Source organism: Nonomuraea sp. NPDC049637 (assembly GCF_040675235.1).
Lineage (GTDB): Bacteria > Actinomycetota > Actinomycetes > Streptosporangiales > Streptosporangiaceae > Nonomuraea.
In genome coordinates, this window is record NZ_JBFAOM010000038.1 from 1 (window position 1) to 14392 (window position 14392).

A 14392-nucleotide genomic window follows, 5' to 3' on the forward strand; every position below is an offset into this window, starting at 1 on the left:
GGCCATGACCTTCATCTCCCACGCAGCATTGCAATCAGAGATGTCTGCCTACATAACATTCCTCCTGCATTCGTGACACACGGAAGCGATCTTCAACGCTGCACCATTCCTCCAGGCGGGCCGTACTCGTGAACACCCCCAGGCTGTCCGTAGGCTCAACCCCGGACCCAGGATCCGGGCAGCAGCCCCACCGCTCGCAGTCCCTCTTCATAGCCGCCCTCGGAACATGCCCAAAATCGCTCGGCGGCGGTGATGACCGCCAGGCGCTGGCATGTCGTCCATGCTTTGATCACGTCCAACAGGGCGCGCCCTTCCTCCGCCCATACCGCCTCCGCGCCCAACGCGATCACTGCCTCCACTTCCCGTGCCAGCAGGCGCGTGTTGGCCAGGCGGTCGGCGGAGTCCATGCCGTTCACCGCATCCACGATCAGCAGGGCCTGACGCAGGGTGAGTGAAGGCATCGCCGTCATGCGGTGACACGTGCACGTACGGCACGCAGCGCCTCCGTCAGCGATTCGGCGGTGGGGGCGCGCTCCGGGTCGATGAGGCGTTGCATGATCAGCCCCGTCAGCAAGGTCAGATAGAAGGCGCCGACCGCCCGCTGCGTCGCCGGGGGCGACGTCGCTTCAGCGAGCCAGTGGGTCAACTCCAGGCGGGCGGCCTCCTGGGCGTCGGCCAGTGCTTGGCGCAGCTGCGGCCGGCGCTCGGCCTGAGCGAAGACCTCGATGCTTGCCACGAAGACGGGGCGGTGGAGGTCGAGCAGCTCGATCGCCTGCTGCCACAACTTCTCATCCCCCTCGCGCGGCACTTCGCCCGCCATGGCCTGGCGCAGCCTGTCGGCCCACTCGGCGGTCGCCTCGACCATGGCCTCGGCCAGCAGCGCGTCCTTCGATCCGAAGTGGTAGCCGATGGAGGCCAGGTTGGCGCCGGAAGTCCTGGCGATATCGCGTGCCGTGGTGTGCGCGTAGCCGCGTTCCTGCAGGCAGCGTTTGGCGCCCTCGATCAACTTGTCTCGCTCTTTCATCCTCCCACCTTATCCAAACAAACGTCAGAAACAGATGTTTTGCACAAGCGTTTCAAACATGTGTATGGTCGTCGGCATGGCACAAGCAACCGCAACGGCCACGGCCGCGAGCGACTTCAGCCGCCTGTCCAGACTCATCCGGCAGGCTGGACTCCTCGACCGGCGCCCCCGCTACTACCTGATCCGGACCGGTGCCGTCGCAGCCGCCTACCTTGCAGGAGCGGCAGCGTTCCACTGGCTGGGCGACTCCTGGCTCCAGCTGCTGCTGGCCGTCTACTTCGCGATCGTCTTCGCGCAGGTCGCCCTGGTTCTGCACGATCTGGCTCACCGGCAGGTCTTCACCAACCGCCGCCCGAGCGAGATCCTCGGGCGGCTCGGCGGCAACCTCGCCATCGGCCTCGGCTACGGCTGGTGGATGAACAAGCACACCCGCCACCACGCCAACCCCAACCACGAGGAACTCGATCCGGACGTCACACCCGACGTCCTGGTCTGGTCACAGGAACAGGCACGCAACGCGCGTGGCCTGGCTCGGCTCATCGGCGGCCGGCAGGCGTTCCTCCTCTACCCGCTGCTCCTGCTCGAAGGGCTCAACCTGCACGTCAGTGGTGTGCGGGCACTGCGGCAGCCCTGGATGAAACAGCGCTTCCTGGAGGGCGCGCTGCTGTTCGCGCACTTCGCCTGTTACCTGGGCGTGCTGGCTTGGACCCTGCCACCGGGCAAGGCACTGGCCTTCTTCGCCGTTCACCAAGGTCTGTTCGGCGTCTACATGGGCTGCGTGTTCGCCCCCGGTCACAAAGGAATGCCGACCCTGACCGGGGCGGCCCAGCTCGACTTTCTGCGCAAGCAGGTGCTCACCACCCGCAACGTGCGCGGCGGCCGGTTCACCGACCTCGCCATGGGCGGACTCAACTACCAGATCGAACACCACCTGTTCCCCAACATGCCCACCCCCAACCTGCGCCTGGCGCAACCCATCGTGCAGGCCCACTGCCGGCAGCTGCGCCTGCCGTACCACGAAGTGAGTTTCGTCGCCTCGCACGGCGAGGCGCTGCGCCACCTGCACCAGGCCGGTGCCCCGCACCGAAAGAAGGGCCGCTCATGAAAGCCGGACGCAAACAGTGGATCGGACTGGCCGTTCTGGTCCTGCCGGTGTTGCTGATCTCCGTCGACCTGCACGTGTTGTCGTACGCGCTGCCGTTCATCAGCGCCTCCCTGGCGCCGAGCGGCTCCCAGCTGCTGTGGATCATCGACATCTACCCGTTCATGCTGGCCGGCCTGCTGCTGCCGATGGGCACGCTCGGTGACCGGGTCGGGCGGCGCCGCCTGCTGATGGCCGGGGCCGCCGCGTTCGGCGCCGCCTCAGCGGTCGCCGCCTTCTCTCCCAGCGCCGACCTGCTGATCGTCACCCGCGCCCTGCTCGGGGTGGGTGGCGCCACGTTGATGCCCTCGACGCTGTCGCTGATCCGCAACATGTTCCACGACGACGGCCAGCGCCGCGTCGCGATCGCCATCTGGACCGGCGCCTTCGCCGGCGGCGCCATGCTGGGCCCGCTGATGGGCGGCGCGTTGCTCGAGCACTTCTGGTGGGGCTCGGTGTTCCTGGTCAACCTGCCGGTCATGGCGCTGCTGCTGATCCTGGCCCCGCTGCTGCTGCCCGAATCGCGTGACCCGCGTCCGGGCAGGTTCGACCTGCTCGGCGTGGCCCTGTCGCTGGGCGCCATCCTGCCGACGATCTACGGGATCCAGCACATCGCCCAGGACGGTCTCGGCTTGGCGCCGGCGCTGGCCATCGTCGCCGGGCTGACGCTGGGGGCCGCCTTCGTCAGGCGCCAGCGCTCGATGGCCGATCCGATGCTGGACGTGCGCCTGTTCGGCAGCCGCGCCTTCACCGCCGCGATCGGCGCCAACACCCTCGGGGTCTTCGCCATGGTCGGCTCCAGCCTGTTCACGACGCAGTACTTGCAGATGGTCATGGGCGCCAGGCCGCTCATCGCCGGGCTGTACGCGCTGCCCTCGGCGGGCACGGCGATGCTCGCCGCCGGGCTCGCGCCGGCGCTCGTCCGCAAGGTCAGGCCAGGGCTGGTGGTCTGCGCCGGGCTGCTCGTCGGTGCGAGCGGGTTCATGCTGCTGTCCCGGCTGGACGTGACGGGGCAGAGTGGTCTGCTGATCGCCGGGATCATGCTGATGGCCGGGGGCGTCACCCTCGTCCTGACGGTCTCCTCCGACCTGATCATCGCCACCGCTCCGCCGGAGCGCGCGGGATCGGTCGCCGGGCTGTCACAGGTGGCCACCGAGTTCGGCGGCGCGCTCGGCATCTCCCTGCTGGGCAGCATCGGCACCGCCGTCTACCGGGGACACCTCGCCGAGACGGGCGCCCCGTCAACGGCACTCGACACCCTGGGCGGCGCCCTGGAGTCCGCGCGGCAGCTGACGGACCCGGCCGCGACCATGCTGGCCGCCGCCGCCCGGGAGGCCTTCACACAGGGTCAGCACTACGCCATGCTCGCCGCGGCCGCCGCGTTGTGCGTGATGGCGGTGCTCGCTCCCGTCATGCTGCGTGCCGTACGGCAGGCGAAGGCCACCCCGCCGCCACCCCAGGACCAGCACGCCGGCCGCCACGCGATGCACTGAAGAGGCCCCGACGGCAGGCGGAACCGGGCCGCTGGGGCGATGCGCCCGGAGCGGGACCGAGCGATCAGGCGGGTGCCGCCTCCCCGCCTCCCGCCGCCTGGGCGACCGCGCGGAGGCCGGTGGCCAGGTCGTGGGCCATCGGGGCGTTGTCGGGGTCGATCTGCCAGCGCACCAGGAGCCCGATGAACAGCGTCAGCAGCACCTGGGCCCCCGCCTCGTCGTGCCCGGGCAGGCGCGCGCTCAGCTCCCGCTGGGCCAGCGCCTGCCCCTCGGCGAGCCGGGCCCGCACATCAGGCAGGTGAGAGGCCTGCGCGAGCGTCTCGACGTTGGCCCGCCAGACGGTCGGGTTGGTGCGGAAGGACTCGATCAGCTCACCCCAGAAGGCCTCGAACCATTCCTTGGAGTCGGCGGGAAAAGCCTTGAGGATCTCCGCGACCGCCTCGCCGGTCACCTCGATCATGGCCTGGGTGAGCAGCGCGTCCTTGGAGCGAAAGTGGTAGTTGATCGCTGCGAGGTTGCTGCCGGAGACCGCGATGATGTCGCGCACCGTCGTGCGGGCGTATCCGCGCTCGGACAGGCACTGCTTGGTCGCGGCCAGCAAATCCTCAGGAACTCCCACGTGATGATCCTACCAACGCCGCAAAACAAGCGTTTCAAACATCCGTAGTCCACGGTGTAGCCGGTATCGGAATCGAACCTTTGCCGCCAGGGATCGGATCCCACCAAGGCCGATTCCGGCTCCCGTGCCACCTGCTCACCCTGTGCGGACCCGGTGACGTGACGCGACTTGCCCAGTCCGTCCTACTTTGGGGCTTGGGTCGGTTTCGGGAGCGGAGGGCCATCAACGGCCTGACGAACCAGGCAGAGACGGAAGGCGCAAGCCCTGCATTCACCGCCACCACGTGCCTTTGCCGGTCAGAGGCCGACATTCCGCATGGCGTTGTCCCGCCAGCGATCCACCGCCCTGATGTACCACAAGACCACGGGTAAGGCGGGAGCCCAGCGGCCGTGTTTGGCGATGACCGCGACAGGGACGCCGGCGACGGTGGCGCCGCCGGCGCGCAGGCTGTGCGCGGTGACCGTGTCGGCGAAGGGCACACGCGCGCTGCCAGGTCACACACGATGACGTTGACCGCGTCGGCGCCAAGGGAAGGGCCGATGTCCGCTCCTGGCCACGCTCGAAGGCCACCACGTGATCGGTCACGGCGACGGCAGCGGAGGAGCACGCGCCGACCTGAAGGTCACGGCGGACACGATGCGCATTGTGGGACGACTTCTGGAACGCGATCTCTGCCGGAATGCCCGGTTCGCATGATCCGGCAGCCGAGCGTGCCGTGCCGTTCCGCTTCCAAGGAAGTGGAACGGGATCTCTGCCAGGTTCCGCGTTCTGTCCGAGCACCTCGATAAGTGCGTGTCGCTGAACCAGATGATCAGTTGAGACGCCGACGGGCGAGGTAACGGTGTGTAGGGGTGGAACCTTGACAAGAGATGGATCAATTCCGCCATCATCGCTGGATGATCATGTGTCCGTTCTGCCTCATTGGGACAGGCGAAGCCGATGCTGAGCTGGTCGCGTACCGCACGTCGAATACCTTTGTCGTGCCTGTTCCTGATCAGCGTCCGAGGAACATGGGGCACTGCCTAATCCTGCCGACCGAGCATGTCACCAGCCTGGATACCGCATCGACGGAGCTTCGGAACGAGATATTCGAGGTGGTGAGCCGCGTCGTAGCCGCTGTGCCCAAGGCCTTCAACGCTGTCGGGAGCATCGTTCAGCAGAACAACAGCATCCCCGGGCAAGTCCTCCACCACCTGCATGTTCATGTGATCCCGCGCTTCCACGGGGACGATTTCTCGCAGCCCGACCCAGATAAGGTCAAAGTGCCGTTCGAGATGCGCGCGCAACAGGCCAAGCGGTTGCGAACCGCGCTAGCGAGTAGGTAACCGGCACCCGTACGCGCATCGATACCATCTGTCAGTGGCGGTAGTGGCGGCTGGCGGTATCTGGGCTGATGTCGAGGACAGCGGCGATCTCGTCCCAGGACGCTCCGGCGGCTCGGTCGGTGGCAACGGCTGCGGCAAGGACGGCGTGGGCCAGGGCGAAGAGCGGCAAGGCGGAGGCGGTGTAGCCGGCTCGACGCCACCTGTCCGCCCCGTGTCCCTGGCGCGACGAAGATCTGCTTGCGCGGTGCCTAATTGGTCTTCCCGCAACACCTCGCGGGCCCCTCAGTGTTCGCTGCTGAAGAACCGTAGCAACAGCGGGCCGACGGTCTGTGGGTCGACGACGTGATCCGGCCCCTCGAGGGTCTCCCGTTGAGCGTGGGGTAGTAGGTCTGCAAGCTCGTCGGCTGCGCGGTCGAAGAAGTCCGAGGGCAGGCCTGCCATGTAGGGGGCCGTGATCGGGCCTCCGGTGGTGACCAGGACCGGTTGGGTGACCGTTGCCAGTCGATCGGCCGGCAATTGGTAGCGGTTGAGGAAGACGCTGTCGTGGACCAGCGTGGGCGCGAGGGCGACCGAATGCGCCCAATGCGCCGTCTGCTTGCCTGCCGCTTTCCTGGCCGCGATGTTGTCGTCGGAGGCGCCGGTCATGCGCATGAACAGTTCGAGAACCTCCTCGTCTCGCCCGGCGTCGAAGGCGCGTCGGGTGTCTGCGATGTACTCCTCGAATCGCGGGCGTATGTCGTCCCCGACCGCGTAGGGCACCTCCCACACGACGATCGTGTCGATGGCTGACCCGGCCGCGGCGGCCTCCATCGCCAGCGCGCCGCCTGAGGACGCCCCGAACAGGTGTGCCGAGCCGCCCGCCTCGGCGATCAACGCATCCAGGTCCTCGATCTCCCTTTCCACGGCGTAAGGCTCGGTGAAGTCGCTCGCGCCGCGTCCCCGACGGGCATAGTTGTAGACCGTGAAGTGCTCGGCGAGAGCCGGCGCCAAGGGAGCGTTCTCCACCCCGTCGTCGAGTCCCCCGCCTACCAGAATGACGGCCGGACCGCTTCCTTCCCTGTCGTAGGCGATGGTGGTGCCATCGTTTGATGTCACGCGAAAGGCCATCTCGTTCATCTCACATCTCCGTTCGAGAGGTTTGTCTCAGCGCCTGAGCAGCGTGCCGACGACGGCCTCGGTGCGCGACCACCGCGCCCTTGCGATCACGGCCGCCACGACGAGAAGGGCGAGCGGCAGCCAAGGGCTCTGCTCGAGCACGAACTGATCGGTGATGACAGCACCGGTCAGCAATGCCGCCAACCCGAGACTGGCCAGGCCCGCCAGAGCCGGGATCAGAAGTCCAACCCCTCCCGCGACCTCCAGCGCTCCGACCAGGTACCGGAGCCACTGGCCAGCCCCGATGTCGGCGAACATGTCCACCATGACCGGGTCGCCGGCGAGCTTCGAGATTCCGCCGCCGGCGATTATCGCCGCCAGCATGACTTGCAGAATCCAGACCCCGATGCTGGTCGCCCGCCCGGGCGTGTGCGCAACGGTTTCCGAGTTGTTCTTGGGGATGGTGCTCATTCGGCTCTCCTTGTCGTGTCTGGGCCTGGTACCGGTGATGGCGTTGGCCGAGTGGGCCGGGTTGTCGGAGTTGATTTCGACCAGGTGCTCGCGGTAGCGGCATCTACTTCTTGTTGCGGTAGAGGACCATGGTGATGGGACCGAAGACCGCGACGAGAAGTACGGACGAGACGAGAACCCAGCCGATTTCCCCGGCGGGCACCGAGCCGTCCATCAGGCCGCGTACCACGGTCGCCAGGTGGGTGATCGGGTTGACCTCGACGACCGCCTGCATCCACCCGGGCATCGTCTTCGGGTCCACGAAGATGTTGCTCACGAAGGTCAGCGGGAACATCACCATCATGCTGACCCCCGCCACCGAGTTCGGCGTGCGCAGGATCAGGCTGAGCATCGTCCACAGCCACGACAGGCAGAACGAGAACACCAGCAGCAGCACCACCGAGAGCACCACGCCGACGGCGCCGCCCTCCGGCCGGAACCCTAGGACCAGGCCGAGCGTGATCACGATCGCCGACCCGATCGAGTAGCGCATCACATCGCCGAGCAGGGCGCCGACCAGCGGGGATGGTCGCCACACCGGAAGTGACCTGAACCTGTCGAACACCCCCTTCTGGATGTCGGTGTTCAGCGTGATGCCGGTGTTCATGGTGATCATGACGTTCGCCTGCACCAGGATGCCGGGCAGCAGGAACTGCAGGTACTCCTGTGTCGACCCGGCGAGCGCGCCGCCGAACAGGTAGGTGAACATCAGCGTGAACATGATCGGGAACAGGGTCACGTCGACGAGCTGCTCCGGGACGTGTTTGATCTTCAGCAAAGCCCGCCAGCCGAATGTCAACGAGGTGAGCACCGGGCCGGGGCGAGACGGCCGCTCGCCGGCCAACAGCACACTGCGCAGCGCGTCCTCGGTGACCGGCGCCGACGCCTGCTCCGCGGTCGTGGCATTCATGCGGCAGCCTCCTCGGGTGTCTCCTCGGCGGCGTGTCCGGTCAGGGTGAGGAACACCTCGTCCAGGCTCGGCTGACCGAGCGCGAACTCGGTGACGTCGATGCCGCTGCGGGACAGCTCGGCCAGGGCGCGGGCGACCCGCTCGGGGTCGGAGATCCGCGCGGACAGCGCGGCCGGGTCGGCGGACGGCTCGGCCGGCACCTCGAGGACGCCGGCGAGGACCCGTTCGGCCTCGGCCCGCTGCACGTGCGCACGTAGGCGCACGTGCAGCGAGCCGGCGCCGACCGATGCCTTGAGCTGGCCGCTCGAGCCCTCGGCGATGACCTTCCCGTGGTCGATCACCGCTATCCGGTCGGCCAGCTGGTCGGCCTCGTCGAGGTACTGCGTGGTCAGCAACACGGTGGCGCCCTCGGCGACCATGCCCCTGACGATCTCCCAGACCTGGTTCCTGCTGCGCGGGTCGAGCCCGGTCGTGGGCTCGTCGAGGAAGATCAGTTCGGGGGTGACGACCAGGCTCGCCGCGATGTCGATGCGCCGGCGCATCCCGCCGGAGTACTTCTTCACCTGCCGGTCGGCCGCCTCGGCAAGACCGAACGCGTCGAGCAGGTCGGTCGCCCGCTGCCTGCCTCGGCGGCGTGAGTAGCCGAGCAGTCTGGCGAGCAGCAACAGGTTCTCCACCCCGGTGAGGTCCTCGTCGACCGACGCGAACTGCCCGGTGAGGCCCACCCTGCTCCGCACCGCCTGGGCGTCACGCACGACGTCGTAGCCGAGCACTTGCGCCTCTCCGGCGTCGGGGCGCAGGAGCGTGGCCAGCATGCGGATCGTGGTGGTCTTGCCCGCCCCGTTCGGACCGAGCACGCCGTACACGCCCCCGGCGCTCACGGCCAGGTCCACACCGGCGACCGCGTGGGTCGTGCCGAAGCTCTTCTTCAACCCTCTCGTCTCGATCGCGAACTTTCCCATGGGTTCGATTCCTTGTCTTGGTGTTGCGAGCGGATTGGTAGAGGCTAGTCAAGTTTGACTACTTAGCCAGAGTGCACGAGGAGGAAACGTCTAGTCAAGGTTGATTAGAAGCGCATCTTGAGGGGATCGTGGACCGTTCGCCACGAACCCGGATCATCGGCCATGGTGTAGGCGCCCTCAGACAGTCGTTTGCTCAGGTTCTTCGCCCACTCCAGTTCGGTGCGTGCGTGTCCCGCCCACAGTTCGGCCTGATCGCGGACGTGTTCGGGAATGTCGGGGTTCGGGTTCTCCCGCCACTTGGCCTGCTCTACGAGCTCCGCTTCCAGGCGCGCGACCCGCTCGTTAACCTGCGCGATGGCATCTGCCCTGGTCAGCATGGGCAACATGGCGATGGACGCGTTGAGCATGTCCGCGTCGTGGGTGCGCCGCAGACCGTCGCGGACCAGTTCGACCATCTCGTCACGTCCCCGAGCTGTCGCGCGGTACAGAACGCGCTCCGGCCCAGAGTTGCCCGGCTCGGCGTGTTCGGTGAGGAGGCCATCAGCCGCCGCCTTCTTCAGCGCGTGATAGATCGAGCCAGGCTTGATCTTGGCCCAACTCTCCGCACCCCAGCTCTGCAGTTCGGACCGCACCTGGTAGCCATGCGCGCCGCCGGAGAGGTGCACGATACCGAGTACCAGAAGCTTCGTCGCCGACACGCGCCCACCTCCGCTCAACCCTCTCGTCTCGATCGCGAACTTTCCCATGGGTTCGATTCCTTGTCCCGGTGTTGCGAGCGGATTGGTAGAGGCTAGCCAAGTTTGACTACTTAGCCAGAGTACGCGAGGAGGAAACGCCTAGTCAAGGTTGATTAGAAGCGCATCTTGAGGTTACCGGGGACCGTTCGCCACGAACCCGGATCATCGGCCATGGTGTAGGCGCCCTCAGACAGTCGTTTGCTCAGGTTCTTCGCCCACTCCAGTTCGGTGCGTGCGTGTCCCGCCCACAGCTCGACCTGATCGCGGACGTGCTCGGGGGCGTCCCGATTGGGGTGCTCCCGCCACTTGGCCTGCTCTACGAGCTCCGATTGCGTGCCCGCCAGGGTAGTGTCAACTCCCACCAACACTAGGGTGCCCTCCTGGTCCGGGTGGTGTCAGCACTGACCTACAAGCGGTGCTGGTGGAGACCTTCAAAGCCAACAATGCGAGGTCGCCGTCCTCCGCGTCGACCGCTTCCCCATCTGACTCGCGGTCCCAAGCTCGCGGGACTCAGCCTGGGTTCGTGACTTGCGGGAACCCCGTCCGTGAAGCGCAACCGAACGAAAAGTCACGGCAAGGAGCCGAGTCGAGCTCCGCTAACGGGACTTTTCGTTCCGATGCTCGTCATGCCCCCCATCCGCCCCGGGAGTACCACCGACGTCCCGGCCATCACCACCCAGAGTGCCAGCTGGAACGAGCGCGAACGCCGCCTCTTCCGGCAAGTCGACGTCAGCGTCGCCCCCGATCGCCTCCAACTGGCAGACCTCGTCGGCGCCTCCTGACAGCGCCCACCCTCCACCCGCCCAGAGCGCCGCCCCCTTCTGAACCTCCTCGGGCTCTTCTCGCTATTGAAGCTGCGCCTTGGTGATCGTGTGTTGCCGGGGTCACGCCCTTAGCCAGGGGGCGAAGCGGTAACGGCCTGCAGAGCGGCGCTCAGGGCGCGCGCCTGCGCCGGCGACTGAGCGGCCTCACCGAGTGCGATGGTCCCGTCGCCGCGGTGCAGCGTTACCACACCTTCCTGCAGGGTTACGGCGTCGAAGGCGCCCCCGGGCAACCAGACGCCTGGCCGGCCGTCGACATCGGTCAGCGACGGCACCACCATGCCCGTGGCCGCCTGGGCGGCGGCGAGCTGGTGGCGCAGCGTCTGCAGTTCGCGTTCGGCCATCTCCAGCCGGGTTTCGGCGGTGGCCTGCTCCAGCCGCGCCTGGTCACGTTGAGCCTGTAGCCGTTCGCGTTCGTCCTCGAAGCGGCGCTGCCGGCTGTCCAGATCCTCCCGTACGGCGCGGGTTTCGGCGCGGGCCTGCTCGGCGGCCGTCGTGGCCTGATCGAACTGTTGCCGGGCGGTGGCCAGGTGTTCGCCGGTCTGTTCCAGCTGTTCGTTCAGGCGGTGCAGGTCGGCACGGGCCTGGTGCAGTTGACCGTCGCGCTCGGCCAGGGCGGCGCCGCGTTGTTCGGCCAGGTCGGTGACGCGGGACAGATCCGCCTCCAGGGCGCGCAGTTGCTCGGCTTGGCGCGAGGTCAGGCTCTGCTCGTCGTGCAGCTGGGTGGTGAGCTGACCGATCTGGATGCCCAGGCGCTCGGCGTTGGCGCGGGCTTCGCTGTGGATGCGGTCGCGATGCTCCTCGGCCGCGCGCTGAGCGTCGAGGGCTTCCTGCTGCGCGTGCAGGGCGGCGTCGCGTTCCTGTTCGGCCGTCTGGCGGTCGGCCTGAGCGGCGCGCATCGAGGTGCGGGCCTGCTCGGCGTCGGCTTCGGCCTGCTGCACGCGCGTCTCGGCCTGGACCAGCTGGGTGGCGATGGCCTCCCCCACCTGCTCCAGGCGCTCGTCCAGCCGACGCAGGTCCTCCAGCTCGGCGGCCAGCTGGGCGTCGCGCTGGTGCAGAGCGAGGCGGATCTGACCGGCCTCAGACGCGAAGAGGCTGACCGCCGTGTGCGTGGCCAGCGCGGCAGGGGCGCTGTCGGCGGCGCGGCTGGCCTCGTTGCCGCACAGCTTGCAGCAGTACTTGCTGGGGCGGCCGCCCTTGCCGGGCTCCCGCTCGGGCTTGGCCCGCCCGCAGCCCGGCCGGGCACATTGCCGCAGCACATCGTCGGTGGCGAGCGCCAGGCAGTCGCGAGTGTGACCACGCCCGCCTCGCACACGCTCATCCACGCCCGGCCCCTGAGGCGCTGGCTCCTGGGCCGGCGCCTCAGGGTGGGACTGGTCCTGACCGCGGGTGGGCGGCTCGCCCGAATCTACGCTGATCTCCGTCACGCCGCCAAATTAGCATCAGCACATGCTCTATCAATCCCCTGTTTAGCATTTCGCACCTGCGATTCACTTATGATCACTGAGAAGTGAAGTTCTCAAAGATCATCTCTGCTAGGGTAGGGAGCGTGACCGAGTCCGACACGACCTCCGGGCCGATTGCCCGACTGCTCCCCACCGCCGCGTTCCCCGCCCCCGCCGCAGGACTGGCGCCGGTCGCTCCTGCACGCGACCCGTACCTGCTCTATCTGGGGCGCCTGGGCAGTGCCGACTCCCGGCGCGTGATGCGGATCTGCATGGACCACATAGCACGTATGCTCACCGGCGACCATCTCGACAACCCCGCGGTGACGGGCCAAGGTCAGCCTTGGCACCACCTGCGCTACGAGCACACCGCCTGGATCCGCGAGCAGATCGACCAGATGGACTGGTCACCCGCCTACCGCAACAAGCACTTGGCCGCCCTACGCGGCGTGCTCAAGGAAGCCTGGAAACTGGGCCTGCTCAGCACCGACGACCATCAGCGCGCCGTCGCCCTGGCCCCGTTCACCGGCCACCGGGAGCCGGCCGGCCAGCACGTTCCCGACACCGTCATCGGCGCCCTCATCGCCGCCTGCGACGCCGACCGCTCCCCCGCCGGCGCCATCACCAGCGCGGGGCTCCGTGACGCGGCCATCATCGCCGTCCTGGACGCCTGCGGCCTGCGCCGCGCCGAACTGGTCTCCCTCCAGTACGCCGACTACGACCGGTCCCGCCGCATGCTCACCGTCATCGGCAAGGGCGACAAACAGCGCCGTATCCCCGTCAACTCCTTCGCCGCCCGCCGCCTGGAGGCCTGGCTCGCCTCCCGCGGCACCCACCGCGGCCCGCTGTTCCCCCGTCTCACCCGCGGCGGCGCGGTACGCCGCACCCCCGACGGCCGTCCCTGGCAGATGAACCCGCAAGCGGTACGCGACATCCTCGCCAAACGCACCGAACAGGCCGCCACCACGCCGGTACGGCCGCACGACCTGCGCCGCACCTTCATCTCCAACCTCCTGCCACAAGCCGACGCGATCATGACCGCCCGCCTGGCCGGCCACGCCAGCCCCAGCACCACACTCCGCTACGACGTGCGCCCCGACGAAGAGGCCCGCGACGCCGTCGAACGCCTCCGCGTCCCCTCCGTCACACCCCTGCTGCCCACCACACCCGCGCAGCCGCGCCCTGACGCCACGACGTGAAGAATCAGGATCAGCCTTCGCATCCGTGGACATGGAAGACACATAAACACGGACAGCTTCTCCCCCGCCGTCGCCCCTGCGGGAAGCTCCACTTCCTCCAGCACGCCGGCGTACGGAGCTCCTGCCGAGCGCCGGAATAAGAACAAAAACCCTGAATCGGTCAGATGAGCTAGACCGACCCCAACGAAACGGGCGACTGGCAGCACCGGCCGCACCAGCGAATGGCTTTCACCGTCCGGAGGCGCAGTAGCACTGCGCACACCAGCGGATCTCTCACCCGTCCTCTCACCCCCCGAGCAAGTCTCGGGATGGGCGACCACCTCGGAGATCTAGCATGTCCATGCCTTCAGCGCTGCCCCGCGGCTTCTACTGTGAGCACACGAGCGTGAGAGGCAGAGTCTTCGCACTTGTCTGCCACCAGACCGGCCCACTTACACCCCAGGCGCCGACCGCGAGGCAGGCTCGCGGGACGCACCAGCACGAACCCCGCGCAAGGCATACTTGCGCTGCTCGAAGTTCTTCACCACCAGCGGGTACGCTCCACGACTACGGGATCGGCTGGCCCGCGAACAACAGCTCATCCAGGGCGCCATCGAACAGGGCTGGCCCCGCGAAGCCGAACGCCACACAGCCATCTCAGGCCGCATCTGCGAGCTGCTCACCGACCTCGGTGAGTCAACCGAGAACGGTCCCGGCACCAAGAACTGTCGCTGACTGACGTCGGATAGAACCTCGTCATGATTGATGCCGGCATGCGGCCTGGACAAGTGTGGCGACTGTTTCGAGGCGAGATCCCCATCGGGGAGATCCACGTCGCCGATGCAGACTTCCCCTGGCTCAACGGGCGGTTCGTCGCCGGAGACGGGTTCGAGAATGTCCGCCACCTTTTTGAAGCAGAGTTCGCCCTCATCGACCACGAGGGCGAACTCGACGTGGAGGCATGGGAACTGGTCTACAAGCAGATCACTGACGCGATCACCCTCGTCAAAGCCGACGGCACACCGGTCGCCGAGTTCATGCTCCACATCAAGGACACCGAAGCCTGGTTCCGCTGGAGCGACGAACCCTTCGACACCCATGAGTGACCAGGCACCCAGGAAAGGATCATGAC

General features: G+C 67.5%; 15 protein-coding genes. 5 read left to right on the plus strand and 10 right to left on the minus strand.

What is annotated here, in order from left to right:
• Window positions 1-155 precede the first annotated feature (155 nt).
• Complete coding sequence (locus AB0J71_RS37195; RefSeq protein ID WP_364418662.1) at window positions 156-470, minus strand: hypothetical protein; 315 nt, start codon at window positions 468-470, stop codon at window positions 156-158.
• The gene (locus AB0J71_RS37200) at window positions 467-1024 is read right to left on the minus strand and encodes a helix-turn-helix domain-containing protein (RefSeq protein WP_352331188.1); all 558 of its coding nucleotides are present in this window, start codon (window positions 1022-1024) and stop codon (window positions 467-469) included. The genes AB0J71_RS37195 and AB0J71_RS37200 overlap by 4 nt, the downstream gene beginning before the upstream one ends.
• 76 nt (window positions 1025-1100) lie before the next feature.
• Here AB0J71_RS37200 and AB0J71_RS37205 point away from each other — a divergent pair, with 76 nt between their 5' ends.
• Both AB0J71_RS37205 and AB0J71_RS37210 read left to right on the plus strand, forming a co-directional pair.
• On the plus strand, window positions 1101-2129 hold the full coding sequence (locus AB0J71_RS37205; RefSeq protein ID WP_364418664.1) for an acyl-CoA desaturase: 1029 nt from the start codon (window positions 1101-1103) through the stop codon (window positions 2127-2129).
• The gene (locus AB0J71_RS37210; RefSeq protein ID WP_364393828.1) at window positions 2126-3658 is read left to right on the plus strand and encodes an MFS transporter; all 1533 of its coding nucleotides are present in this window, start codon (window positions 2126-2128) and stop codon (window positions 3656-3658) included. Before AB0J71_RS37205 ends, AB0J71_RS37210 begins: the two co-directional genes overlap by 4 nt.
• 64 nt (window positions 3659-3722) lie before the next feature.
• Here AB0J71_RS37210 and AB0J71_RS37215 read toward each other — a convergent pair whose 3' ends face one another.
• Complete coding sequence (locus AB0J71_RS37215) at window positions 3723-4277, minus strand: helix-turn-helix domain-containing protein (RefSeq protein WP_352325136.1); 555 nt, start codon at window positions 4275-4277, stop codon at window positions 3723-3725.
• Between the two features lie 869 nt (window positions 4278-5146).
• Here AB0J71_RS37215 and AB0J71_RS37220 point away from each other — a divergent pair.
• Window positions 5147-5602 carry an HIT family protein gene (locus AB0J71_RS37220; protein WP_352325143.1) on the plus strand — a complete coding sequence of 152 codons (456 nt, stop codon included), beginning with the start codon at window positions 5147-5149 and terminating at the stop codon, window positions 5600-5602.
• Window positions 5603-5884: 282 nt separating this feature from the next.
• Here AB0J71_RS37220 and AB0J71_RS37225 read toward each other — a convergent pair whose 3' ends face one another.
• The 7 genes from AB0J71_RS37225 to AB0J71_RS37255 all read right to left on the minus strand — a co-directional run bounded on the left by AB0J71_RS37225 (window position 5885) and on the right by AB0J71_RS37255 (window position 11962).
• Window positions 5885-6718, minus strand: a complete 834-nt coding sequence (locus AB0J71_RS37225) for an alpha/beta fold hydrolase (protein WP_352325144.1) — start codon at window positions 6716-6718, stop codon at window positions 5885-5887.
• A 27-nt stretch (window positions 6719-6745) separates the two neighbouring features.
• Window positions 6746-7168 (minus strand): DoxX family protein, encoded by a 423-nt coding sequence (locus tag AB0J71_RS37230; protein ID WP_352325145.1) that lies wholly within the window; start codon window positions 7166-7168, stop codon window positions 6746-6748.
• A 103-nt stretch (window positions 7169-7271) separates the two neighbouring features.
• Window positions 7272-8117 carry an ABC transporter permease gene (locus AB0J71_RS37235; protein ID WP_352325146.1) on the minus strand — a complete coding sequence of 282 codons (846 nt, stop codon included), beginning with the start codon at window positions 8115-8117 and terminating at the stop codon, window positions 7272-7274.
• The gene (locus tag AB0J71_RS37240) at window positions 8114-9079 is read right to left on the minus strand and encodes an ATP-binding cassette domain-containing protein (RefSeq protein WP_364418666.1); all 966 of its coding nucleotides are present in this window, start codon (window positions 9077-9079) and stop codon (window positions 8114-8116) included. Before AB0J71_RS37240 ends, AB0J71_RS37235 begins: the two co-directional genes overlap by 4 nt.
• 104 nt (window positions 9080-9183) lie before the next feature.
• Window positions 9184-9825 (minus strand): PadR family transcriptional regulator, encoded by a 642-nt coding sequence (locus tag AB0J71_RS37245; protein WP_352325148.1) that lies wholly within the window; start codon window positions 9823-9825, stop codon window positions 9184-9186.
• A 104-nt stretch (window positions 9826-9929) separates the two neighbouring features.
• Window positions 9930-10178, minus strand: coding sequence for a hypothetical protein (locus AB0J71_RS37250; RefSeq protein WP_364418668.1), 249 nt, complete (start codon window positions 10176-10178; stop codon window positions 9930-9932).
• 530 nt (window positions 10179-10708) lie between these two features.
• Window positions 10709-11962 (minus strand): hypothetical protein, encoded by a 1254-nt coding sequence (locus tag AB0J71_RS37255; RefSeq protein WP_364418670.1) that lies wholly within the window; start codon window positions 11960-11962, stop codon window positions 10709-10711.
• Window positions 11963-12186: 224 nt separating this feature from the next.
• Between AB0J71_RS37255 and AB0J71_RS37260 the strand changes: the two genes are divergently transcribed.
• Together AB0J71_RS37260 and AB0J71_RS37265 are read left to right on the plus strand one after the other, a co-directional pair.
• Window positions 12187-13281, plus strand: a complete 1095-nt coding sequence (locus tag AB0J71_RS37260; RefSeq protein ID WP_364418672.1) for a tyrosine-type recombinase/integrase — start codon at window positions 12187-12189, stop codon at window positions 13279-13281.
• Window positions 13282-14018: 737 nt separating this feature from the next.
• Window positions 14019-14366 carry a hypothetical protein gene (locus tag AB0J71_RS37265; protein ID WP_364418762.1) on the plus strand — a complete coding sequence of 116 codons (348 nt, stop codon included), beginning with the start codon at window positions 14019-14021 and terminating at the stop codon, window positions 14364-14366.
• The last annotated feature ends 26 nt before the right edge of the window (window positions 14367-14392 follow it).

Bases quoted from the DNA above. Each gene is read 5' to 3' on its own strand.
- AB0J71_RS37195 (WP_364418662.1), bottom strand. From the start codon at position 470: ATGACGGCGATGCCTTCACTCACCCTGCGTCAGGCCCTGCTGATCGTG.
- AB0J71_RS37200 (WP_352331188.1), bottom strand. From the start codon at position 1,024: ATGAAAGAGCGAGACAAGTTGATCGAGGGCGCCAAACGCTGCCTGCAG.
- AB0J71_RS37205 (WP_364418664.1), top strand. From the start codon at position 1,101: ATGGCACAAGCAACCGCAACGGCCACGGCCGCGAGCGACTTCAGCCGC.
- AB0J71_RS37210 (WP_364393828.1), top strand. From the start codon at position 2,126: ATGAAAGCCGGACGCAAACAGTGGATCGGACTGGCCGTTCTGGTCCTG.
- AB0J71_RS37220 (WP_352325143.1), top strand. From the start codon at position 5,147: ATGGATCAATTCCGCCATCATCGCTGGATGATCATGTGTCCGTTCTGC.
- AB0J71_RS37225 (WP_352325144.1), bottom strand. From the start codon at position 6,718: ATGAACGAGATGGCCTTTCGCGTGACATCAAACGATGGCACCACCATC.
- AB0J71_RS37230 (WP_352325145.1), bottom strand. From the start codon at position 7,168: ATGAGCACCATCCCCAAGAACAACTCGGAAACCGTTGCGCACACGCCC.
- AB0J71_RS37235 (WP_352325146.1), bottom strand. From the start codon at position 8,117: ATGAATGCCACGACCGCGGAGCAGGCGTCGGCGCCGGTCACCGAGGAC.
- AB0J71_RS37240 (WP_364418666.1), bottom strand. From the start codon at position 9,079: ATGGGAAAGTTCGCGATCGAGACGAGAGGGTTGAAGAAGAGCTTCGGC.
- AB0J71_RS37245 (WP_352325148.1), bottom strand. From the start codon at position 9,825: ATGGGAAAGTTCGCGATCGAGACGAGAGGGTTGAGCGGAGGTGGGCGC.
- AB0J71_RS37265 (WP_364418762.1), top strand. From the start codon at position 14,019: ATGATTGATGCCGGCATGCGGCCTGGACAAGTGTGGCGACTGTTTCGA.